General features: G+C 73.0%; 23 protein-coding genes and 1 pseudogene. 5 read left to right on the forward strand and 19 right to left on the reverse strand.

The genetic code is table 11. From position 1 onward, the window contains the following. Positions 1-1369: FAD-dependent oxidoreductase (locus ACGFI1_RS00005; protein WP_392781489.1), on the reverse strand; the 1369-nt coding region annotated here is incomplete at its 3' end. 77 nt (positions 1370-1446) lie between these two features. On the opposite strand from ACGFI1_RS00005, the gene ACGFI1_RS00010 reads away from it, so the two are divergent. Together ACGFI1_RS00010 and ACGFI1_RS00015 are read left to right on the forward strand one after the other, a co-directional pair. After that, entirely contained in the window at positions 1447-1812 is a 366-nt protein-coding gene (locus ACGFI1_RS00010) for an ArsR/SmtB family transcription factor (protein WP_386868263.1), read from the forward strand. A 533-nt stretch (positions 1813-2345) separates the two neighbouring features. Continuing rightward, a complete protein-coding gene (locus ACGFI1_RS00015) occupies positions 2346-2642 on the forward strand; it encodes a hypothetical protein (protein ID WP_386868266.1) in 297 nt (98 codons plus the stop codon). 341 nt (positions 2643-2983) lie between these two features. On the opposite strand, the gene ACGFI1_RS00020 is transcribed toward ACGFI1_RS00015, so the two are convergent. Both ACGFI1_RS00020 and ACGFI1_RS00025 read right to left on the reverse strand, forming a co-directional pair. After that, positions 2984-3337 (reverse strand): DUF5994 family protein, encoded by a 354-nt coding sequence (locus ACGFI1_RS00020; protein ID WP_392781494.1) that lies wholly within the window; start codon positions 3335-3337, stop codon positions 2984-2986. 491 nt (positions 3338-3828) lie between these two features. After that, the gene (locus tag ACGFI1_RS00025) at positions 3829-4008 is read right to left on the reverse strand and encodes a hypothetical protein (protein ID WP_386868270.1); all 180 of its coding nucleotides are present in this window, start codon (positions 4006-4008) and stop codon (positions 3829-3831) included. Positions 4009-4152: 144 nt separating this feature from the next. On the opposite strand from ACGFI1_RS00025, the gene ACGFI1_RS00030 reads away from it, so the two are divergent. Next, entirely contained in the window at positions 4153-4362 is a 210-nt protein-coding gene (locus ACGFI1_RS00030) for a hypothetical protein (protein ID WP_386868272.1), read from the forward strand. A 96-nt stretch (positions 4363-4458) separates the two neighbouring features. Here ACGFI1_RS00030 and ACGFI1_RS00035 read toward each other — a convergent pair whose 3' ends face one another. After that, entirely contained in the window at positions 4459-6174 is a 1716-nt protein-coding gene (locus ACGFI1_RS00035) for a SpoIIE family protein phosphatase (RefSeq protein ID WP_392781498.1), read from the reverse strand. 710 nt (positions 6175-6884) lie between these two features. On the opposite strand from ACGFI1_RS00035, the gene ACGFI1_RS00040 reads away from it, so the two are divergent. Together ACGFI1_RS00040 and ACGFI1_RS00045 are read left to right on the forward strand one after the other, a co-directional pair. After that, entirely contained in the window at positions 6885-7292 is a 408-nt protein-coding gene (locus ACGFI1_RS00040) for an STAS domain-containing protein (protein ID WP_386868276.1), read from the forward strand. Between the two features lie 110 nt (positions 7293-7402). Next, complete coding sequence (locus tag ACGFI1_RS00045; protein ID WP_386868278.1) at positions 7403-8014, forward strand: GAF domain-containing protein; 612 nt, start codon at positions 7403-7405, stop codon at positions 8012-8014. A 134-nt stretch (positions 8015-8148) separates the two neighbouring features. On the opposite strand, the gene ACGFI1_RS00050 is transcribed toward ACGFI1_RS00045, so the two are convergent. The 15 genes and pseudogenes from ACGFI1_RS00050 to ACGFI1_RS00120 all read right to left on the reverse strand — a co-directional run bounded on the left by ACGFI1_RS00050 (position 8149) and on the right by ACGFI1_RS00120 (position 21914). Then, positions 8149-8682, reverse strand: a complete 534-nt coding sequence (locus ACGFI1_RS00050; RefSeq protein ID WP_392781501.1) for a GNAT family N-acetyltransferase — start codon at positions 8680-8682, stop codon at positions 8149-8151. A gap of 13 nt (positions 8683-8695) precedes the next feature. Beyond that, a complete protein-coding gene (locus tag ACGFI1_RS00055) occupies positions 8696-8953 on the reverse strand; it encodes a hypothetical protein (protein WP_392783251.1) in 258 nt (85 codons plus the stop codon). Between the two features lie 32 nt (positions 8954-8985). After that, a pseudogene (locus tag ACGFI1_RS00060) lies at positions 8986-9174 on the reverse strand (methyltransferase domain-containing protein); the annotation flags it as partial. Next, complete coding sequence (locus ACGFI1_RS00065) at positions 9174-9335, reverse strand: hypothetical protein (RefSeq protein WP_392781504.1); 162 nt, start codon at positions 9333-9335, stop codon at positions 9174-9176. The pseudogene ACGFI1_RS00060 and the gene ACGFI1_RS00065, both read right to left, overlap by 1 nt. Positions 9336-9421: 86 nt before the next feature. Further along, positions 9422-10303, reverse strand: coding sequence for a cytochrome c oxidase assembly protein (locus ACGFI1_RS00070; protein ID WP_392781507.1), 882 nt, complete (start codon positions 10301-10303; stop codon positions 9422-9424). After that, on the reverse strand, positions 10303-10857 hold the full coding sequence (locus ACGFI1_RS00075) for a DUF2243 domain-containing protein (protein WP_138633895.1): 555 nt from the start codon (positions 10855-10857) through the stop codon (positions 10303-10305). The genes ACGFI1_RS00070 and ACGFI1_RS00075 overlap by 1 nt, the downstream gene beginning before the upstream one ends. A gap of 62 nt (positions 10858-10919) precedes the next feature. Beyond that, on the reverse strand, positions 10920-11855 hold the full coding sequence (locus tag ACGFI1_RS00080; RefSeq protein WP_392781510.1) for a DMT family transporter: 936 nt from the start codon (positions 11853-11855) through the stop codon (positions 10920-10922). Positions 11856-11861: 6 nt separating this feature from the next. Further along, positions 11862-13307: an aldehyde dehydrogenase family protein gene (locus ACGFI1_RS00085; protein ID WP_392781513.1), complete on the reverse strand. Its 1446-nt coding sequence runs from the start codon at positions 13305-13307 to the stop codon at positions 11862-11864. Continuing rightward, on the reverse strand, positions 13304-14113 hold the full coding sequence (locus ACGFI1_RS00090; protein WP_392781516.1) for an SDR family oxidoreductase: 810 nt from the start codon (positions 14111-14113) through the stop codon (positions 13304-13306). The genes ACGFI1_RS00085 and ACGFI1_RS00090 overlap by 4 nt, the downstream gene beginning before the upstream one ends. A gap of 8 nt (positions 14114-14121) precedes the next feature. Continuing rightward, entirely contained in the window at positions 14122-16212 is a 2091-nt protein-coding gene (locus ACGFI1_RS00095) for an acetate--CoA ligase family protein (RefSeq protein WP_392781518.1), read from the reverse strand. Next, on the reverse strand, positions 16209-17375 hold the full coding sequence (locus ACGFI1_RS00100; RefSeq protein ID WP_138633880.1) for an acyl-CoA dehydrogenase family protein: 1167 nt from the start codon (positions 17373-17375) through the stop codon (positions 16209-16211). The genes ACGFI1_RS00095 and ACGFI1_RS00100 overlap by 4 nt, the downstream gene beginning before the upstream one ends. 162 nt (positions 17376-17537) lie before the next feature. Next, complete coding sequence (locus ACGFI1_RS00105; RefSeq protein WP_392781521.1) at positions 17538-18152, reverse strand: TetR/AcrR family transcriptional regulator; 615 nt, start codon at positions 18150-18152, stop codon at positions 17538-17540. A gap of 51 nt (positions 18153-18203) precedes the next feature. Next, on the reverse strand, positions 18204-19193 hold the full coding sequence (locus ACGFI1_RS00110) for a C-terminal binding protein (protein WP_392781524.1): 990 nt from the start codon (positions 19191-19193) through the stop codon (positions 18204-18206). Beyond that, positions 19190-20794 (reverse strand): thiamine pyrophosphate-binding protein, encoded by a 1605-nt coding sequence (locus ACGFI1_RS00115; RefSeq protein ID WP_392781527.1) that lies wholly within the window; start codon positions 20792-20794, stop codon positions 19190-19192. Before ACGFI1_RS00115 ends, ACGFI1_RS00110 begins: the two co-directional genes overlap by 4 nt. 19 nt (positions 20795-20813) lie before the next feature. Next, the gene (locus ACGFI1_RS00120; protein WP_138633867.1) at positions 20814-21914 is read right to left on the reverse strand and encodes an ABC transporter ATP-binding protein; all 1101 of its coding nucleotides are present in this window, start codon (positions 21912-21914) and stop codon (positions 20814-20816) included.

The raw sequence follows: 21914 nt of genomic DNA on the forward strand, positions 1-21914 counted from the left end.
CGGTGACCAGGCTGGTGGAGCACACGCCGGTCTCGGGGAGGTCGAGGTGGACGGTGTCGGCGGCTTCGCGGTCGCCGGCGAGCGCGGCGACGATGCTGCGGACCTGCTCGTACCCGGTGGCCATCAGGAAGGTGGGGGCGCGGCCGTAGCTCTTCATCCCGGCCAGGTAGAAGCCGGGCTCGGGGTGGGCGAGGTCGCGTTCCCCGTGCGGCGGGACGGTCCCGCAGCTGTGGAAGTTGGGGTCGATCATCGGCGCGAGCCTGACCGGCGCCTCGGTGGCGGGGTCGAGCTCGACCCGGACCTCGCGCAGCATGTCCAGGTCGGGCCGGAACCCCGTCGCGGCGACGACGATGTCGGCTTCCAGGACGCGCGGGCCGTCCGCCGTCTGGCCGTTGACCTGGACGGCTCCGGCTTCACCGTCCGGGGCGGCGAGGCCGGTGATGGTGAAGCCGCGGACCAGGTCGATCTCACCGTTCTCCACGGCCGCCTTCAGGCGGGTGCCGAGCGCGCCGCGCGCGGGGAGGCCGTCGGCGTCGCCGCCGCCGTAGAGCCGGGCGACCGATGCGCCGCGCACCGCCCAGGTGACGCGGGTGCCGGGCTCGTTCTCGGCGAGTTCGGCCAGGGCGAGGAGGGTGTTGGCGGCCGAGTGGCCCATCCCGACCACCAGGGCGCGGCGGCCCGCGAAGCGGGACCGGTCGCGGCCCAGCACGTCCGGCAGCGGGCCCGTGACGCGGGCGGCGGCCCGGTCCTCGCCGGGTGCGGGCAGGCCCGAGTGGCCGAGCGGGTTGCCGCGGCCCCAGGTGCCGGACGCGTCGATGACCGCGCGGGCGGCGATGTCGTCCACGGCTCCGTCTTCACCAATGGCGCGGACCAGCAGCGGACGCTCCGCACGCCCGACCGTGCGGGTCACGTCCACGCCCTGCCGGGTCACGGCCACCACGCGGGTGCCGGTGCGGATCCGTCCGGCCAGCGCGGGAACCTGAGCGAGCGGCGCCAGGTAGTCGCGGACGAGTTCGGCACCCGTAGGCAGGGCCTGCGGGTCGGGCAGACGCCATCCGGTCGGCTCCAGAAGCCGCCGGGCGGCGGCGTCGGTGTCGTACCGCCACGGCGAGAACAACCGCACATGCCCCCACTCCGACATCGCCGCGCCCACCTCTCCCCCGGCCTCCAGCACCAGGAACTCCTGGTCACGTTCGGCCAGATGGGCGGCGGCCGCCAGCCCGACCGGCCCGGCACCGATCACCACGACCGGCAGTCCGTCGAGCTCTCCGTCCCCGGCGGTGACACCAGGGTCCGCGGCCTGCTCGGCGTCGGTGCAGCACGCGCTGACACCGCAGCAGCTCTCCGGTCGTCCGGCCTCGTCATTCATGGCAACCCCTTGTTTCGATGCCCGTCTAAGCAGGCGCCAGTTTGCATCACTGGATAGATAGATGTCAAATTAGATGCATGTCTAAGATGCTGAAGCTTGAGGACGTGACCGACCCCGCCTGCTGCGCACCATTGAGCGGTCCCGCATTGAGCGAGGCCGAGGCCACTGAACTGGCCAAGGTGTTCAAGGCGCTGTCCGACCCGGTGCGGCTGCGTCTGCTGAACATGATCGCCTCGGTGGACGGGGGCGAGGCGTGCGTGTGCGACCTGACCGGCGCGTTCGACCTCACCGCGCCGACCATCTCCCACCACCTGAAGGTGCTGCGCCAGACCGGGCTCATCGAGGGCGAGCGGCGCGGCACGTGGGTGTACTACCGGGTCGTGCCGGAGAGGCTGACCCGCCTGTCGGGCCTGTTCGCCCTGCCGGCTCTAGTCCCGGCCTGATTCCACACGCTGTCCCGCCCTGGAGGCGGGACAGCGTGTCGGTGTCAGCGCGCCGTCGGGGGTGCGTGTCTGCTTGCGCAGCCGGGTGAGGACGTGCCGGGCGCCGTCTTCGCGCTCGCGCTCCACGAGGGCGACCTCGATCCGGGTGAGTGCGGAGGCTGCACTGGCCGGTTGCGGCCGCGTTGCCACAACGCCATCTCCAGCGCGTCCAGCGGAGGGTCGGTGCGCAGGTGGTCGGCCAGTTGCCAGCGCACGATGCGGCGGGAGAAGGCGTCCAGCACGAACACCACGTACCCCGGTCGACCGCGTTCCCAGGCGGCTGGGAGCGCGCGGTGAGCCGTCGGCGCAGGTCATCCACCATAGGTCAGGCAGATCCGCAGGGCCGTCCATCCGTCTCTTCGGGCCTCGCATGCCGTGCAGCCGAGAGAGCGTGGAGTGACCATCGTCACCGCGTCCGTGACGACATGATGCCGGGCCCCCTATGTTGGGTGGTGAGGGCCTGAAGGACAGCCTGAGCCGAGGAGATGGGGCCGGTGAGCGCAACGATGCACCAGGTCTGGATCGAGGCCGGTGGGGGCCATGACATGGTCCGCGCCGATGCGATCGTGATGCTCCGGCTGGACGGGACCGGACGACTCACCGCGCAGTTGCGCGATGACGCCAAGGTCAGTGTGACCCTGCTGGAAGGCTCGTCCGGCGCCCGCCCGCCCGACGACTTCCACCGCCGGCTGATCCAGACCGTCGCGCAGCTCGCCGACTCCAGCGGCGCGCAACTCGTCCGCCCGCGACGCGAGGGAGGCGTCTGGAGCTGGACCAGCGAACCCCTCTAACGGTGTTCCGCGTGTAGGCCCGCAGGCAGGCCTCGCTGTCTCTGAGAGTTCCCATGGACGCGACGGTCATCGGCGCGAGTGATGAATCGGGCGCGGAGTCCCTGTGTCCAGAAACGAGGTCGCCCAGTTCGGCTGGGGAGCGGCCGGTCGCTGCTGGGGGCCGCACCGGCTGATTCAGGGTCGTCCGCTCCTCCCCGAACTGGGCGGGCCTGGATCGGCGGCACGCTGCTCTTACGCCTACGGGCACCAGCGCGTCCGCTGGTGCCTCACAGGCCGGGGGGCGTCCGGTTCGCGTGCAGGGTGGGTGCTCCCGACGCAGAACGCGGGGGATGGTCGGCATCTCAGGGGCGGGCGGCTGTTTCCAACGTGGCCCGTGCCGCCGCATCGTCGGTTGAGGCCGGGACGGTGAGCAGGTCGACGCGACGGCCGTCGGCATAGATCGCGGTGAGCAGTCCGGCGCGAAGGTTGCCGAACCAGCTGAGCAGCACCTCCCTCGTGTCCTCTGGGCCGTCGACGCGCAGCCGGCGCGGATGGGCGGCCCAGTCGGTCGCGCGCAGCATGATGTGGACGATGGGGCGATGCTCGTCGGATGGACCCTGCGCTTGCAGTGCCAGGACCAGCCCGGGCAACTCCATGGCCGGATCGGCCGAGCGGGGCCACCAGACACCGTCCAGCAGCGTGCGCCCGTCTTGCATCGGATCAGCCTGGGCGGTCGGGGCCGGCGGCCGCATCGCCAGCCGAGGAGGCATGGACGGAGAGAAGCTGATGGTCGTTCTTCGTTCGGCAGTGGTCCGCATAGGTCTGCGCCCCTCTCCCGGGAGGCGCGGACGGCGTCCCCCGGTGCGTTGTCGGCGGGGACGGGGCCGACCTGATGCTTCGCTACCCCAACAGATGCGGCAGAAGTGATTCTCAAGGCGACCGGCTACTTGAGCCACATAGAAACAATGCCCCCGTTTATCAGATATCTACATGATACTCACAATTTGCCGACTTCCGGACAGAGGGCGGCAAATTACAATTGCCGTTTACTGTACTTATGTTGGTCTTCGCTGAGCGGCACCACCCACGTTGCACGTCAGATGATCCGGAACGCGGCGCGACCGCTACCGGGCTGCGGCCGGGCCGCGCTGCCGGACGTCGCCGCGGCGGCTGTGCGGTCTTCACCTCCGCCGGATACGGCGGAGTCTCAGCATCGGCGACGCCGCCACAGTCCCGGCGAACGGGCGCCTTCACGGCGTCGGCGCGGCGTCGTCCCGTACATCAGGACGAGCAGGATCACTCCGGCGAGCAGAGCGGCCGCGGCCATGATGACCGCCATCAGCGGCGTGGCGGTCTTCCACAACACCGTGAGGACGATGACCGCCACAGCGATGATCGCCAGAGGTCCGGCAGGGCTCATGGGGGACGGTCGCAGAGCACGGTCGCGGCGGGCGGGTTCCGGAAGGGGCACGGCGTTCCCTGCAAGAGCCGGTATGGCGAGTCAGCCGGGCGGGACGACGTCATTGGCCGGATGACCGCAGTCTACGCGCGTCGCAGTGATTCACGGCCGGACACCTTTGGACCCGGCGCGGGCTTCCGGTGGCGCATCGCCGTCCTGGGCCGGGAGATCGAAGTGGGCCGGCTCCCCCGCGTCGGCCACATGGTCGCGGCCGCCGGGGCCGGCTTCGCACTGCCGGAGGAGATCCCGGCCTCCTGCGACATTTCCACCGCCCGCCCCTGAGCCGCCGCTCTCACGACGGCCCATCACCCGACCGTTCCGCGGCCCCGGCTTCTGGCCCTGCGGCCCGCCAGCGGAGTGTGCGCGTGCCCGCGGCCGTCAGCCGGGGATGCGGAGGGCGAGGAGCGCGACGTCGTCCTCGCCGCTGGGCTCTATGCGCTCCAGGAGCCGGTCGCACAGGTCGGGCAGGGGAAGCCGGGCCAGGTGGGAACCGTGGCGGCGGAGGCTGGTGAGGCGGTCGGACAGGTCGCTGTCGTGGGTCTCGATGAGGCCGTCGGTGTAGAGCAGCAGTGTGGACAGGGGCGGAAGGATACGGGCGCCGTCGGGACGAGTCCCGGTGAGGTCGGGGTCGCCGAGGAGCATTCCGTGCTCGTCCAGGAAATGCGTGCCGCCGTCACCGGTGATCAGGAGCGGCGGTGGATGGCCGGCGTTGCACCAGCGCAGCCGCCACCGCCCGCCGGAGACCTCTTCGATGCGGCCGAACACCCCGGTGGCCAGGTCGGCGTCGCTGACGGCGGCCATGACGCCGTCCAGGCGGGCCAACACGGTGCTGGGCGGCGCGGTCTTGTCCCAGGCCAGGGCCCGGAGCATGTTGCGGACCTGGGCCATGCGGGCCGCCGCCTGCAGGTCGTGGCCCACGATGTCCCCGATGACCACTCCGAGGGCGCCGTCGGGCAGCGTGAAGGCGTCGTACCAGTCGCCGCCGATCCAGCTGACTTGGGTCGCGGGCACGTACCGGGCCTCCAGCCGCAACTCGCCCGGCTGCGGCAGAGGGGTGAGGAGGTTGCGCTGCATCGCCTCGGTGGTGTTGCGCTGCCCGGCGTACAGGCGGGCGTTGGCCAGGACCAGGCCGGTGCGGCGCGCGACGTCCTCGACGACGAGCCTGTCTTCCGGACCGTAGCCGTGCCCTGGGCGGGAGTAGCCCAGTGTCAGCGCGCCGTATGTCTCACCTCGGGCGGCCAGCGGGGCGATGATCGCGCTCTGGGCGTCCATGACCTGGAAGAGTTCGCGCTGGGCGGCGTCCAGCGGTTCGTCGGAGCGCACGTCGGCCTCGCCGCCGACCACGACCGCCGCGCCACCGCGCAGCACCTGGGCCAGCGGTCCCCGCGGCACGCGCGGGAGGGGCGGAAGCGGCCCCTCAAGCCCGGCGAGGTCGGCGGCGGACAGTTCGTGGTGCGTCGCGGCCACCCGCTCCACGCGGCCGTCGCGAACCAGCAGATCGACCTCGGCCCAGTCCCCCAGATGGGGAACCACGAGCCGGACCAGCCGCCGCAGTGCCTCCTGCTCGTTCAGCGTGGACGACAGCACCGTCGTGATCTCGGCGACCAGCCTCAACCGGGAATTGGCCCGCTGCACTCGCGCCATCTGCTCGCGCCGCTCGCGCTCGGCCTCGACCCGGTCGGCGGCGTCCTGAAACACGATGACCAGCCCGGCCACCGCCCCGTCCACGGGCCCGGTCCGGCCCGGGTCCCCGATGTAGATCGGCGCGGACGACCACGAGCACATCATCAGCCGCCCGTCCCGGTGGGCGAACAGGTGGCCGTTCCCGTGATCGGGAACGCCGGTGCGCAGCCCGCGCATGAGGCGGCAGTCCTCTTCGGGGGGGACGTGCCCGTCCGCGTCCCGGTGCAAGAGCCGGTGCATCGGCCTGCCCAGCACTTCATCGCGGGTGTAGCCGAGCAATTCCCGGGCCCGCGGGTTCCACGCCGTGATCCGGCCGCGCTCGTCGGTCGCCAGCACCCCGGAGTTCATCGCCTCCACCAAACGATCAAGAACGGCGCCCGGCCGATCGTCCACCTGCCCGGTCATGCTCATCCCCCCGATCGGACACCAAACCCATTCCCCTCGGCACATCCCGGACACTCCGCGCGCGAGCCGTCCATCGGACGCGTGCCCTGCTCAGGGCTCCCCCCTGGGCGCCGAATACCAGCGATGGATCAGTGGTCTGAGCGGGTCGCGTCCGTCGGCCGCCGCATGAAGGAGCGGATGTACCGGATGCCGTTGCGGCTCGACGCCCGTGAGTGAGGGCGAGCGGGCCGCGGCCGACCGCGCCGTCGCGCGTCTGGTACCCGCGCCCGGCCAGGGCGGGAGAGCGATGGTGGATTCCGCCCAGAAGCGAGGCGGACGGACGCTCGCGGTCCGAGCCGCAACTGGATCGGATCGAGAACGCACTGCGTCCGAACGCCCTCGCCACCGGCGCCTTCCTGCTCGTCCTGGTCTTCCGGTACCGGCGGGCTCGCGGCGGCGGGCAGTTCAGGCCGCCCGAAGCCGGCGCCTTCAGAGCGATTCCCCATCCCGGCGCCATTCATCGTTCTCGTGCCGGGCGCGGGTCGAGGGCGCTCCGCTGGAGTCCGCGAGCCCGGGCTCACCTCTGAAGTCAGGGCCGAGCGAAGCCTCACACACAGCGCGGGGCAAGGCAAGCGCGTAGACTCATCGCGACGAGGGTCTTCTCGATGCGGGCGGCCAAGCGCGCATCCCCTGGTTTCTCCAAGCTCGGGCGCTCCAGCCCAGACAGGTCCGGCGCCATGACGCCGCAACACCACCTCGTCCGCACGGCCGACCACAGTGCCGAACACATCGGCCTGACCCTTGAACGGCTCAACGACCGCACCGTCATCGCCATCAGCGGCAGTCTCGACGCCACCTCCACCCCGTTCCTGCGTGAACGCCTGTACGCCGCGCTGCGGGACAGCGGCGCCTACGTGACCGTCGACCTGTCGGACGTGACGTTCTGCGACGCGTCCGGACTGGCGATGCTCGTCGGCGCACACCACCGGGCCGAAGCGACCGGCACCACCCTGACCCTCGCCCGCCCCCGCCCCCAGCCGGCCGACCTGCTGCGGGCCACCGGACTGCACCGCGTGTTCTTGGTCGGTTCCTCCGCCACCGACGCCCAGGACGCCAGTCCGGACATCCGGTCGACCGCGGCGTGACCACGCGCAGGCGCTCACAGCACCGAACGGGCCTCGGCCAGTGCAGATCGGAGGTCCGCGACATCGAGGCTCGGCCACCGCCCGGCCAGAGAAGAGAGCGGGATGACGACATGACCGGCGACGAACTACCGGCGACCGTCTGGGGCCCATCGGGCATGTCCCGGGGCGCGGCCGACCGGCGGCGGCTGGCCGCCTCGTTCGACCTGATGGCGGCGGTCCTGAACGGGACCACCCTGCCCAGCCTGCTGAAGCTCGTGACCGAGCGGGCCCGCTCCATGGCAGGCGTTCCACTGGCATTCGTCGCCCTGCCCGCCGAAGAGGCCCACACCCTGCGGATCGATGTCGCGGTCGGCGTCGGCAGCGACCGGATACGCGGGCTGACGGTCCGGCGCGGACGGTCGATGCTCGGTCGGGCGTTCAGCTCCCGCCGGGCCCTGTCGGCGCGGATCGTCACCGATCAGACGCTCAGCGACCTACCGGCCGGTCCGATCCTGATCCTGCCGCTGGACAACGGCGAGGCCACCCACGGAGTCCTCGCCGTCCTCGCACGGCCGAACGCCGAGCCGTTCAGCCCCTCCACCGCCCGCCAACTACTGCTGTTCGCCGACACCGCCGCCCGCCTGGTCCAACTCGCCGAAGACCGACGCACAACCACCCCGCCAGACAGCGCCTGCGCACCCATCATCGCCCTCCGCCCCCCACCCCCGCCCACGCGAAGATGACACAACCAGGCGGCAGCCAAGGCTCGTGATCAACAGACGGCACCCCTGCACACCCCCGTAGCCGCAACCTGCGCTAGTTCCAGATCGTCTGGGCCAGGACCTGGACCCCGCTGGTCGGTACGAGCTCCGCGAGGTCACAGCACGGTGGGGCTGCGGCGTTCGAGGAGGACGACGTCGCGCCATTGGCCGTGGAGGCGGCCGAGGCGTCGGCGGGTGCCGACGGTGCGGAAGCCGGCCTTGGCGTGGAGCCGGAGGCTGGGGGTGTTCTCGGGGAAGATGCCGGTCTGGACGGTCCAGATGCCGTTGGCTTCGGTGGCGGCGATGAATGCGGTCAGCAGCGCGGCCCCGATGCCTTGGCCGCGGGCGTGGGGGCAGATGTAGATGCTGTGCTCGACTACTCCGGCGTAGCAGCAGCGGTCGGAGACGGGGCTGGCGGCGATCCAGCCGAGCACTGTTTTTCCCGGGTCCGCGGCGGCATCGGTCGCGACGTACCGGTACTGGTCGAGTTTGGCGGTGTCGAACGCCTGCCAGGTGGGGGCGGTCGTCTCGAAGCTGGCGTGTCCGGTGTCCAGGCCTTGCTGGTAGATCGCCAGGACCTGGTCGGCGTCCCGGTGCCGCATGGCTCGGATGGTGATGCCGGGGTCGTCGTGATGCTGATGGGATGGCATGGCATGCGTCCTGCTAGTCGGCGGGTTTGACGGCGTGGACGATGGCCGCGTTCAGCCCGCCGGTGCCGGTGGTCGTGGTGATGCCGACGGCGGTGAACCCGGCCGTTCGGAGTTCGCGGTGGTACTCCTCGGCGGTGAGTGTGGAGGCGGCGCAGCCGAGGCGCCGTTCGGCGGCGGTGCGTTCGGCGGGGTCGAGGCCAGCTTCGGTGATGATGTCGCTGACGGCGAATCGTCCGCCGGGGCGCAGTACGCGGAAGGCTTCGGCGAGCACGCGGCGCTTGTCCGCGGCGCGTTGTCGGTTCCGGCCCGGGCGGCGTTGGCGCGGGCGAGGGTGAGCATGTCGTCGCCGGCGTCCAGACCGTAGGCGGTTCCGCCAGGGCCGACACGGCGTGCGGACAGCAGGACGTCCAGGCCGCCGCCGGAGCCCAGGTCCAGGCCGGAGTACCGCGCGACGATGGCCTCGACGGGATCGCCGGTGCTGGAGTCGGGCATCAGGTGCCTCCTTCGGGCGGGCAGGCCGGGGTGGCCGGCGCGGGGCGTCCCATGACCAGGTCGGCGGCGGTGGGGAAGCAGGCCACGCATGCCTGGTTGATCCGGTAGTGGCGGGCGGTCCCGTGCTGGTCGACCAGGACGAACCGGACCTGTGACAGCAAGAAATACGCCTTAGCAGCAGGCTCTGCCCGTCGTACCCTTCTCGGCGGCGTCGACGCCGATCGTCGGCTCCCGCCCTTCCCCCGTCTCAACGACGACGCCACGATCCTGATGTTCGAATGGCACCCCACTCGGGCCTGAGCCGCGCCGCCGCCGGGGCGGGCCCGCCGGAAACGCGCCATTTGCGCCGCCGGACGGCGGCGCGGCGGGCGGGGCGCCAGGTGGCGACGAGGGCGGCGGCGAGCAGGAGTTCGGCGATGTCTCCGCCGTAGTACATGATCTCCGCGCCGCCGCGGACTTCGGCGATGGGGGCGTGCACGTCGATGAGGAACCCGCCGTACATGAGCTGGGCGATGACGGCGTGCAGGGCGATGGCGACGCCGAGAACGAGCAGCCGCGCGTTGACCCGGGGCCGTGAAGGCGCGGGATCGGGCCCGGCGATGACCCACGCGAACAGGAATCCCGAGAGCACGAAGTGCGCGTGCATCAGCCAGTGCAGTGCCGGACGGGTGGTCGTGGCGTCGTACAGCGGGGTGAAGTACAGCACCGCCAGACTGCCGGTACTGAGCGTCAGCGCGACGACGGGGTGGGCCAAGACCCTCATCGGCCTGCTGCGCAGTACGCCGGTCAGGTCCCTGGCCCAGTCGGTGGGCAGCGCACGCAGGAGCACGGTGATCGGGGCGCCCAGGACAAGGGCCAGCGGCGCGTACATTCCCAGCATCATGTGCTGGAGCATGTGACCGCGGAAGTCCTCGTGCGCCCACGGAGCGATCGGCGGTAGGAGTGCCACCGCCAACAGGGTGCATCCGGTCAGGAACATCGCCGTGCGCCACCAGTCTCGGGAGCCGGCCTTCCTGCCGGGTCCGCGGTGTGCCAGCAGCACGTAGGCGACCGCGAGGGCGACCACGCCGGCCACCGCGAGCACGGTGCCCCATCCCCCGCCGTCGTGCGCCGGCGAGTGATGGTGCATCACGGGCTCCACGGCCGGAAGGAGGCATCGGGCTCGGGGTCGAACGGGGTGCCGGTGCGCTGCACCAGCCATCCGACGGCCACCAGCACCGCCCCCAGGAGCAGGAAGCCGACGTCCCACCAGATCTGGAGCGGGCCGCCGTGCACGTGGTGGATGCCGAGGATCTGGTGGTCGACGACGCCTTCGACGACGTTGAACAGGCCCCAGCCGACCAGCACCCATCCCCACAGCACCTGGGAGGTCCACACCCGGCGGCGCCGATGGGTGACACGCGAATACAAGATGGACAGCCCGGCGAGCACTGCCAGCCAGCACACCACATGGAACAAGCCGTCCCACAGCGTGTTCATCTCCAGCCCGGAGACCGTGTGGGGGTCGTAGTACTTCACCCCTATACGGGCGGTGTCGGTGCTGCTGAGCATGTGGTGCCACTGGAGGAGCTGGTGCAGCAGGATGCCGTCGACGAAGCCGCCGAGGCCGACCCCCAGCGTGATACCGGGCAACTGCAGGCTGGCCGGCATGGACGTGGCGCCGGTACGGCCGGTGGCGGTCATGGTCCGTCCCTCCCAAGTGCGGGTGCGGCAGAGCCAAGATCAGGTACCGCCACAGGCGGCTGCTACCCCGCGCCGACCCGAGTATTCGCTGGACGATCCAGGTCGGCCGCGCGTCTTCGCCATCTGGGGCGCCTGGCGATGTCGAAGCCGCGCGCGTTGATCACGACGAGCGCGGACAGGATGAGCATCCCGCCGAGGACGATCCGCGCGTCAAGGCGCTCACCGAAGACGGACAGGCCGATGACGCCGGCCCACACCGGCTCCAGGACCATGGTGATCGAGACCGTCGACGCCGGGAGGTGGGCCTGGGCCCAGGTCTGCCCGAGCAGCGCGATGCCGCCGGCGACGATCGCCAGATAGAGGAAGGCCGGGACGTCCCGGGACTCCGGCAGTTGCACCCCGTCGACGGACGCGACGGCGAGGAAGGCGAACCCCATGGTCCCCAGTTGCACGACGGCGAGCGCGTAGGCGGTTCGCGCCTGCGACCAGCGTCCGAGCGCGAGGATGTGGACGGCGTACAGCAGAGCGGCGAAGAGCGTGAGCATCTCGCCCCAGCCGAGGGAGAACCCCCGCAGGGACATGGCCGCGACGCCTCCGGTGGCGAGAAGCGTCGCGGCGCTCGTCCGGACGGACGGCGGCTTACGTGCGAACAGGCAGGCCAGGAGCGGCGTGAACACCACGTACATGGACACGACGAAGGCCGACACGGTCGGCGCGGTGTGCTTGAGCCCGACGAACTGCAGGTACTGGCCGGTGAAGTAGGCGAGCCCGAGCCCGGCGCCCACGCCGACGACGCGCCAGCCCGCGCGCAGGACCGCCGCCGGGCGCACGAGCCCGACGACCAGCGCGGCCGTGAGGAACCGGAGCGCCAGGAAGTCCGGGACCGGCAGCCGGGTGAGCAGGTCCTTGGAGATGGGGAAGGTCGAGCCCCACACCGCGGTGACGGCCACGAGCACGCCGCCCGCGAGCGTCAGCCGGACGTCACGCCGGGCGGACACGGGCGGTCACAGTTGCAGCGCCTTGGTCTCCAGGAACTCCTCGATCCCCCAGCGGCCCAGCTCGCGGCCGTTGCCGGAACGGCCGTAGCCGCCGAAGGGCGCCGCCGGGTTGAAGGCGCCGCCGTTGACATCGACCTGGCCGGTGCGCAGGCGGCGGGCGACGGCGACGGCCGCGTCCCGGTCCGGCCCCCACACGGCGCCGGCCAGCCCGTAGGGCGTGCCGTTGGCGAGCGCGACCGCCTCCTCGACGCCGTCGTAGGGCTGGACGGTCAGGACGGGCCCGAACACCTCCTCCTGGACGATCTCCGCGTCGGGCGCGACATCGGTGACGACGGTCGGGCGCACGTAGTGGCCGCGCGGCAGTCCCGCCGGGCGCTCCGCGCCGCCGGTGACGATCCGCGCGCCGGCGGCCTCGGCCCGCTCGATGAAGCCCGTGACGGTCCGCCGCTGGGCCGCCGACGCGACCGGCCCGAGGTCGGTCTCGGAACGGGCCGGGTCGCCGACGACGAGCGCGTCGGCACGCGCGGCGGCGAGGCGCAGCGCGGTGTCGAGGTCCGCGCGGGGCACGAGGAGCCGGGTCCAGGCCGTGCAGGTCTGCCCGGAGTTGAGCATCGCCGCGTCGACGGACGCGCGCACGGCCGTCTCAAGGTCGGCCCCGGGGAGGATGACGCTCGCGGACTTGCCGCCGAGTTCGAGGCTGACGCGCTTGATGCCCGCGGCGGCGACGGCCGCGACGCGGGCGCCGACCTGGGTGGAGCCGGTGAAGGAGATCGCGTCCACGTCCGGGTGGCCCGCGAGGGCCTCCCCGACGACCCGTCCCGGGCCGGGGACGAGGTTGAAGACCCCCGGCGGGACGCCGGCCTCGTCGATCGCGTCGGTGAGCAGGTACGCCGACAGCGGCGTCAGCTCGGCCGGTTTGAGCACGACGGCGGCGCCGGCGACGAGGGCGCCGCCGATCTTGGCGAGGACCTGGTAGAAGGGGTAGTTCCACGGGGTGACGCAGGCGGCGACGCCGATCCCCTCGCGCAGGACGAGCGAGTTCCCGACGCGTTCCTCCCAGGCGAGGTCGGCGGCGGCGTCGAGGTAGGCGCGCAGGACGTCCAGTCCCGTGTCGATGTGCGCCTCCCGGGCCACGCGGAGCGGCGCGCCGATCTCGGCGACGGTCGTCTCCACGAGCAGGTCGCGCCGGCGTTCGAGGGCGGTGTGGACGCGTCCGAGCACGGCCAGCCGCTCGCGCGGCGGCATGGCCGACCAGGACGGGAAGGCCGCCGCCGCGGCGGACACCGCGGCATCGGCGTCCTCGGCCCCGGCGTCGGCGGCGGTCCCGATCGGCGCCTCGGTCGCCGGGTCCTCGACCTCCGTGGTCCGGCCGCCCGCCGTCTCCCGCCACCGGCCGCCGATGTACACCGCCGACCGCGCCCATTCGGGGCGGCCGGCCCGCCGGGCGCTCATGCCCGTGCCGAGGAGTCGGAGTAGACGACCTTGCCGAGCCACTGGCCGCCGTCCACCGACAGGACGTCGCCGGTGATGTAGGCGGCGCGCCGGGGGTCGAGCAGGAACGCCGCCGACTCGGCCACCTCCTCCGGGGTGGTGAACCGGTTCGCGGGGACGCTGTCGAGCACGCGGCGGCGGTCCTCCTCGGTCGGCCAGAGTGCGGCGCCGGCGCCCTCGGTCTCGGTGGGGCCCGGGGAGATGCAGTTGACCCGCACTCCCCGTCCGCCCCACTCGGAGGCGAGGGTGCGCGTCATCGCGAGGACGCCGCCCTTCGCCGCCGCGCTGTGGACGGTCCCGGGGTGCCCGTGCCAGGCGTAGCTGGCGATGACGTTGAGGATGGCGCCCCGGCCCGCGGCGAGCATGTGGCGGCCCGCGGCGCGGGTGCCGTAGAAGGTGCCGTTGAGGACGATGTCGACGACGGCGCGCCAGCCGCCGGGCGAGAGGTCCTCGGCCGGGCACACGAAGTTGCCCGCCGCGTTGTTCACCATCGCGTCGATGCGTCCGTGCTCGGCCGCGACGCCGTCGATCGCGGCCGTGAGCGCGTCGGCGTCGCGCACGTCGCAGGTGACGACCGCGGCCTCGGCGCCGAGGCTCTCGGCCATGCGGGCGGTCTCCGCCAGGGGCTCGGCGCGCCGGCCGATGACGACGATGTTCCCGCCCCCGGCGGCGTAGCGGACGGCGACGGCGCGGCCGATGCCCGAACCGCCGCCGGTGACGACGGCGACCTGGCCGGCGAACTCGGCGAGCGGAGACTTCTCGATCATGGCTTCCCTCACTGGTCGGTGGTCGGGGTCGGGGCCGGCGCGGCGGCGAGGACGAGGGCGTCGACGGCGATCGCGCCGCCGGGCCCGGCGCGCAGCGGGTTGACCTCGCATTCGGCGACGCCCGGGTCGTCCGCGATGAGGCGGGACACGGCCGCGACGCTCTCGGCGACCGCGTCGAGGTCGACGGCCGGGCGGCCGCGGAACCCGGTGAGCAGCGGCAGCCCGGCGAGCGACTCCACGAGGCGGCGGGCCTCGGCGGCGCCGACGGGCGCGAGCGCGAGCGCGACGTCCCGGTACACCTCGGCCTGGACGCCGCCGATCCCGACGAGGACGACGGGTCCGAAGGCATCGTCCCGGCGGGCGCCGACGATGAGTTCGACGGCGTCGGTGCGGGCGTCCATCTCCTCAAGGACGTAGTCGCCCTCGCCCAGCCGGGCGACCATGTCGGTGAGGGCGGCGCCGACGGCGTCCGGGCCGGTCAGGCCGACCACCACTCCGCCGACCTCCGTCTTGTGCTCCAGCCATCCGGCCTTGAGGACGAACGGACCCGACATGGCCTGCGCCGCCGCGGCGGCGTCCGCCGGGGTCCGGACGGCGGCCGCGCGCGGGTAGTCCAGGCCCGCGCCGGCGAGGAGGTCGCGTCCCGCGAGGTACGGAAGCGCCTCGGCCGCGCCGCCGAGCGGCGCGGCGGGGGCGGCGGGTCCCGCGGCGTCCTCCGGCGGGGCGGAGCGGACGAGTTCGACCGCGAGCCCGAGCGACCGCGCCACCGCGTCGATGGTGAACAGCGCGGGGACGGAGCGGGCGCGCAGCTCCCGCACCGCCTCCGAGTCGTGGCTCATGCTGTGGGCAATCACCGGGCGCCCGTGCTCGGCGGCCGACAGCCCGAGCGACGCGGCCACCTCCAGCTCCCGCTCGACGAGCGTCGGGGTGTCGGCGCCGTAGCAGCCGAAGTAGCCCGACAGCACGACCGCGTCCACCTCGCCGCTGCGCAGGAGCACGTCGACGATGCGCGCGTAGGTGTCGAGGTCCTGCTCGCCCGCTCCGGCGAGGTCGATGGGGTTGGCGGCCCCGGCGCCCTCGGGCAGCAGGGCGGAGACGGCGCTCCGCGTCGCGTCCGAGAGCCGGGGCACGGTGAGCCGGTGGCGGGCCATCACGTCCGCGGCGAGGGCGCCCTGGCCGCCGCTGTCGCTGACGATCGCGACGCGGTCCCCGGCGGGGAGCGGTCCGCCGGCCAGCAGGTGCGCGAGGTCGATGGCCTGCGCGGGGGTGTCCACGAGGACGGCTCCGGCCGCCCGGCAGGCCGCCGCGACGACGTCGGTCGAGGCCGTCAGCGCGCCGGTGTGCGACCGGGCCGCGGCCCGGCTCGCGTCGCTGGCGCCCACCGTGAGGACGATGACCCGCTTGCCCGCGGCGCGGAGCCGGGCCATGACGTCCACGAGGTCGCGTCCCGCGCCGAAGCTCTCCAGGTAGAGGACGACGGTCCGGGTCGCCTCGTGCGCCACGAGGTCGGCGAGCAGGTCGGCCGCGGTGACGTCGACCTGGTTGCCGACCGAGACGAACCGGGAGACGCCGAGGCCCGCGTGGGCCGCGAGCCCGGCGATCTCCAGGCCGAGCTGCCCGGACTGCGACACGATCGCGATGCCCCCCGGGACGAACGTGCCCCAGGCGAGCTCCAGCTCGGCGTCCGCGTCGTACAGGCCGAGGCAGTTCGGCCCGACGATCCGGGCGCCGGCCCGGCGGATCCGGTCGGCGAGCCGGCGCTCCAGCCCGGCCTCGCCGTTGGCGAGGTCGATGTGGGCGGTGATCCCGAGGAACCCCTTGACGCCCAGGGCGAGCGCCTCGTCCACGACGGCGGGGATCGTCCGCGCCGGGGTGGTGAGGACGACCAGCTCCGGCACCGACGGCAGCTCGCCGAGCGACCGGGCCGATTGGACGCCCTCGATCGTGGCGCCCTTGGCGTTGACGAGGTGGACGTCCCGCCGGTGGGCGCCGCGGAGGGCCCCGCGGGCGATCCAGTGGCCCCACTTGGCGGGGTCGGGGGAGGCGCCGACGACGGCGACCGACTTCGGGTCGGAGAAGACCGACAGGGCGTCGCTCATCGCCCGGCCACGGCGCGCGAGATGATGAGGCGCTGGATGTCGGAGGTGCCCTCTTCGAGCTCCTCCAGCTTGGCGTCCCGCAGCCACTTCTCGACCATGAACTCCCGCGAGTAGCCCCAGCCGCCGTGCGTCATCAGCCCGGCGTTGGCCACCCACGTCGCGTTCTCCGAGGCGGTCAGCTTCGCGACCGCCGAGGCCGCGGTGACCGGCGCGCCGGCGTCGTACAGCCGGGCGGCCCGCATGGTGACGAGGTGGGAGACGTCGGTCTTCGCGGCCATGTCGGCGAGGCGGAACGCCACGGCCTGGTGCTCGATGATCGGCTTGCCGAACTGGACCCGCTCGCGGGCGTACCGGACGGCGTCCTCCAGCACCGCGCGGGCCAGGCCCGTCGCGGCCGCGCCGATGAGGATCCGGGACGCGTCGAAGGTGTGCATGAGCCCGTAGAAGCCCTTGCCCTCCTCGCCGAGCCGGTTCTCGACCGGGACGCGGACGTCCTCCAGGAAGACCTCGGCGTTCAGGGTGCCGCGCTGGCCGTACTTCCGCATGGGCGCGCCGACCGTGAGGCCCTCGCGGTCGCGCTCGACGACGAACGCGGTCACCCCGCGGGAGCGGAGGGCGGGGTCGACGGTGGCGAACACGACGAAGTACTGCGACAGGGGGGCGTTGGAGATCCACGTCTTCGATCCGTTGAGGACGTAGTGGTCGCCGTCGCGGACCGCGCGCGTCTGCAGGGCGGCGGCGTCCGACCCGACGCCGGGCTCGGTGACGGCGACGCTGGTGACCGGCGGCGTGGCGCCGGTGAGCGGGGTGATCCACTTGCGCTTCTGCTCCTCGCTGCCGAGGGACAGGATCGGGTCGGCGAAGAACGAGCTGGAGGTGAGGAAGTTGGCGATGCCGATGTCGCCGTGGCACAGCTCCTCCTGGACGAGGCACTGGGTCACGAGGTCGGTCACGCCGCCGCCGCCGTACTCGGCGGGCAGCATGTAGGCCGCGAGCCCGATCTCGGCGGCCTTGGCCCACAGGTCCATGGGGGCCTCGGTGTCCGCCTCGTCGACGGCGCGCGAGCGGGGGCGGATCTCGTTGCGGGCGAAGTCGCGGGCGAGCGTGACGAACTCGCGCTGTTCGTCGCTCAGCTCGATCCCGTCGGTGAGGTCGTAGGACATGGAGGGGCTCCCGATGAAATTTAACTGACCCGTCAGTTATGTTTGTGTGATCGTGGGGCAGGGCGCAACAGGCTGTCAAGAGGTTTCAGGGGGCGGACCGCGCGGCCGCCCGGGCGGAGGGGCGCCCGGGCGCGCGGCGTCCGGAGGAGGGCCGGGGGGCGCTCAGCCGACGGCGGCCTGGGCGGGCTCGGTCGACATCGTCGCGAGCAGATGGTCGCACACGCTCTGCATCCGCTCGATCGTCATGTGCCGGGACCCGACGAGGGCCTGGATCGCAAGGCCGTCGATCATGCTGACCAGGGCGTTCGCGAGCAGCACCCGGTCCCCCTGGACGATCAGACCCTCGGCCTGGCCGGCCCTTATGATCTCGGCGATCACGCTGCGCCACTCGCCGTAGATCCGCTCGTTGAGCTCGCGGAGGTCGGGGTCGTGCAGCGCCTCGACCCAGGTCTCGGCCCAGATGCGCCAGGCGGCCGCGGTCTCCTCGTCGTGCGGGAGGTAGGAGTCGACGAACGCGCGCAGCCGGTCCCGGGCGTTGGGATGCCGGTCCAGGATCTGCTTGCGGCGCTCCAGCGAACGGGTGAAGTTGTACTCGAACGCGGCGTGCACGAGGTCGCGCTTCGTCTCGAAGTAGTAGTGGACGGAGCCGGTACTGATCTTGGCGCGCCTGGCCACGTCGGTCACGCGCAGCGCCTTGTAACCCCGCTCGCTGACGACCTCGCAGGCCGCCCTCAGGATCTGGTCGCGACGCTCCGCTACGACGCTCGGTCGTGGCATCCGTTCTCACCTCGTGTGCTGTAAATGGTCAGGTTGTCAGACGGCCGCGGCTCAGTCCAGCGCCGGTCGCGGCCCCGCGCCCGGCCCTCTCCGCCGCCCTTCGAGGACGGCGGAGACGGGCCGGCCGCGGGCGTGCCACTCGACGACGTTCCGGGCCTGTTCGAGCACGTAGTCAAGGGTGCTGGCCGCCGACAGGTACGCGGCGTGCGGTGTGACGAGCACCCCGGGATGGCGGACGAGCGGGTCGCCTGGCTCGGGCGGCTCCTGCGGCAGCACGTCGAGGGCGGCGCCGGACAGCCGGCCCTCGTCCAGGCACCGCAGGAGCGCGCGGTGGTCGACGAGGCCCGCGCGCGACACGTTCACGAGCGCCGCGCCCGAGCGCATCAGGCCGAGCCGCCGAGCGTCCAGCAGGTTCCGGGTGGCATCGGTCAGGGGCAGGTGCAGGCTGACGACGTCGCTGCACGCCAGCAGCGCGTCGAGCTCCATCGGCTCAACGCCGTCTACCTCGGCTGCGACGGGGTCGTGCCCGACGACGCGGCCGGCGAGCGGGCGGACGAAGCCGGCGTAGCGGCGTCCGATCCGCCCGAGGCCGACGACGCCGACGGTCGTCTCCGAGAGCCGCCGCAGGTCGTGCCGCGTGCCGTCCCACATCCCGGCGCGGACGTCCTGGTTCAGCCGGGGCAGCCCGCGCAGCAGGGCGAGCGTCATGGCGAGCGCGTGGGACGCGACCTCCTCGGTCGCGGCGCCCGGAACGTTGGCGACCCAGACACCGCGTTCGCGGCAGGCGTCGAGGTCCACCATGTCGTAGCCGACCGACTGCGTGGCGACCATGCCCACGCCGGGAAGCGCGTCGAGGAGCGACGGGCCGACCTCGGCGTAGCCGAGCAGGAGCGCGTCCGCGTCCGCGGCGGCGGCCACGATGTCCGCGGGCGCGGGCGTGCGGGCGAACCGCACCGCGAACCCGGCCCGCTCCAGCAGCTCCACGCCGGGTGCCGGGTCCGTGTCGACCACGTCGGTGTAGACGGCGACGGGTTTCGTCATGCCATGCCCCTCGCGGCGCGGCTCTCCTCGCGGACGTGGATGAGCGTGGGGCGGTCCGCGTCCAGGGCCGCCTTGATCTCGCCGGTCAGCTCGGCGGCGTCCTCGACCCGGACGCCGCGGCAGCCCAGCGAGCGGGCGAGCGCGGGGAAGTCGGGCCGGCCGAGGGCCACGGCGTGCACCGGCTCGTCCCGGTCCGCCATCTCGTTGCGGATCTCGCCGTAGCCGCCGTTGTCGACGACGACGACGGGCAGCGCGATCCCGAGCTCGGCCGCCCCGGCCAGTTCGGCGACGGTGAACATCGTGCCGCCGTCGCCCTGCAGGACGAGCACGGCGGTGTCCGGGTGGGCGGTCTTGGCGCCGATGCCCGCGGGGAGGCCGAAGCCGAGCGTGCCGCCCCCGGTCGGGTAGAGGAAGGCGCCAGGACGGTGCAGGGGCAGGTTCGACAGCGCGCCGTAGTAGCAGGCCATCGCGCTGTCGGACGCAACGATCGCGTCTCGGGGCAGCGCCTCAGCGATCGCGGACACGATCCGCAGCCAGGGCGCGCCCTCCTCCCGTGCGGCCGTCCGGTGCAGGTCGCGCCATCTCGCGGCCCGCTCCGGCGCGTCCGCCGGCCCCGGGACGTCGAGCCGTTCCAGCAGGGCGCTGAGCGCGAGTGCGGCGTCCCCGACCAGGGACACCGCCGGGATCACGTTGGTCACGATCTGCGCCGGGTCGACGTCGACGCGCAGCACCTTGCCGGACAGATCGGGCAGCCCGATCCACCAGTCGGACGGGGCGAACTCCGTCCCCACCGCGATGACGAGGTCGCTGTCGTCCATGAGCTCCAGGACGCACCGGTGCTGGAGCCCGGCGCCCACGAAGAGCGGGTGGTCCTCCGGGACGACGCCCTTGCCGTTGGCGGTGGACACGACCGGGGCGCCGACCGCCTCCGCCAGGGAGAGCGCCTCGTCGCCGGCGCGCGCCGCTCCCCCGCCGACGACGAGCACCGGCCGCCGCGCGGCGGCGCACGCCGCCGCTCCGGCCTCGACCGCCTCCGCCGCCGGAGTGCGGGCCGCGGCCGGGACGGGACCGGGCACGGTCACGTCCGCCTGCTCTTCGAGCAGGTCGAGGGGGATCTCCAGATGGACCGGGCGGGGGCGTCCCGACACCAGGTCCGTCCACGCCTGGGCCACGGCGAGCGGGGTCTCCTCGACGCTCGTCACCCGGTGGCTCCGGCCGAGGACGGCCGCCATGGCGGCGCTCTGGTCCTTGACCTCGTGGAGGAGGCCGTTGCCTCGGCCCGGGTGGCGCAGCGGCATCCCGGGCGACACGAAGAGAACCGGCACCGAGTCCGAGTACGCCTGCGCCGCGGCGGCTGCCGCGTTGAGGATCGCCGGGCCGGTCGTGGTCAGGCAGACGCCCGGCCGTCCGGACGACCGCGCGTACCCGTCCGCGGCGTACCCGGCGCCCTGCTCGTGGCGCGGCGAGACGTGCCGTATCCCGTGCCGCGCCATGGCCGCGTAGACCGTGAGGTTGTGCGTCCCCGGGATCCCGAAGATCGTGTCCACGCCGTGCGCGGCCAGCGCGGCGACGAGTGCCTCGCCGCCCGTCATGCTCGTCATGCTGCTCACTCCTTCCGGGTCAGTCGAGGACACAGGCGTCGCGGACGTCCCAGTACGCGTTCACCCGCGCACCGGGGGCCACCCCGTCCGGGGTCCGGGGGACCTCGGTGCTCGCCACCAGCCGCCGGCCGGCGTCCGTGCGCAGCTGGACGGTGCGGCTGCTGCCGAGGTAGATGCAGTCCTCCACGATCGCCTCGACGCGGTCCATCGTGTCAGGGACGGGGTCGCCCGCGAGGGCGATGCCGAGACGTTCCGGCCGGATCAGCAGGGACGCGCCGCCCTCGTCCGCGGCCCCGTCGAGCCGGAAGCTGCGGCCGCTGTCCTCGTCGACGAAGCTCCCGCCCCGGACGGTGCCGGTGAAGACGTTGGAGGCCCCGACGAACTCCGCGCTGTAGCGGCTGTTCGGCTCGGCGTAGAGCTGCTCGGGCGTGCCGAGCTGGACGATGCGCCCGTTCCGCAGCAGGGCGATCCGGTCGGACATCGTCAGCGCCTCGTCCTGGTCGTGCGTGACGAAGACGAAGGTGATGCCCATCTCCCGGTGGAGCCGCCGGATCTCCAGCTGGAGCTGCTCGCGGAGCAGCTTGTCGAGCGCGCCGAGGGGCTCGTCCATGAGCAGCACGCGGGGGCGGAAGACGATCGCCCGCGCGAGCGCCACGCGCTGCTGCTGGCCGCCCGACAGCTCGGCCGGGCGGCGGGCGCCGAGGTGGCCGAGCTCGACGAGGTCGAGGGTCTCGGCGACCCGCCGCCGGATCTCCGCCTTGGCGGTCTTCTGCCGCTTGAGGGGGAAGGCGATGTTGTCGGCGACCGACATGTGCGGGAAGAGCGCGTAGTGCTGGAACACCATCCCGAAGCCGCGCTTGTGCGGCGGCAGGGAGGTGATGTCCCGGCCGTCCACCTCGACGGTCCCGGACGTGGGCCGGGTGAAGCCGGCGACGATGTTCAGCAGGGTGGACTTGCCCGAGCCGGACGCGCCGAGCAGGGTCAGGAACTCCCCCGCCCGGACGTCGAGGTCGACGGCCTCCAGCACCGTGTTGTCGCCGTACTCCTTGCTGACTGCGCCGATGGAGATCGGGGCGCCGGTCGACGCCGGGGCGGGCGTCGTCTCTAGGGCTGCGGTCAT

It is taken from the genome of Actinomadura geliboluensis, from assembly GCF_043197915.1.
In the GTDB taxonomy this organism is placed as follows: Bacteria; Actinomycetota; Actinomycetes; order Streptosporangiales; family Streptosporangiaceae; genus Spirillospora; species Spirillospora geliboluensis.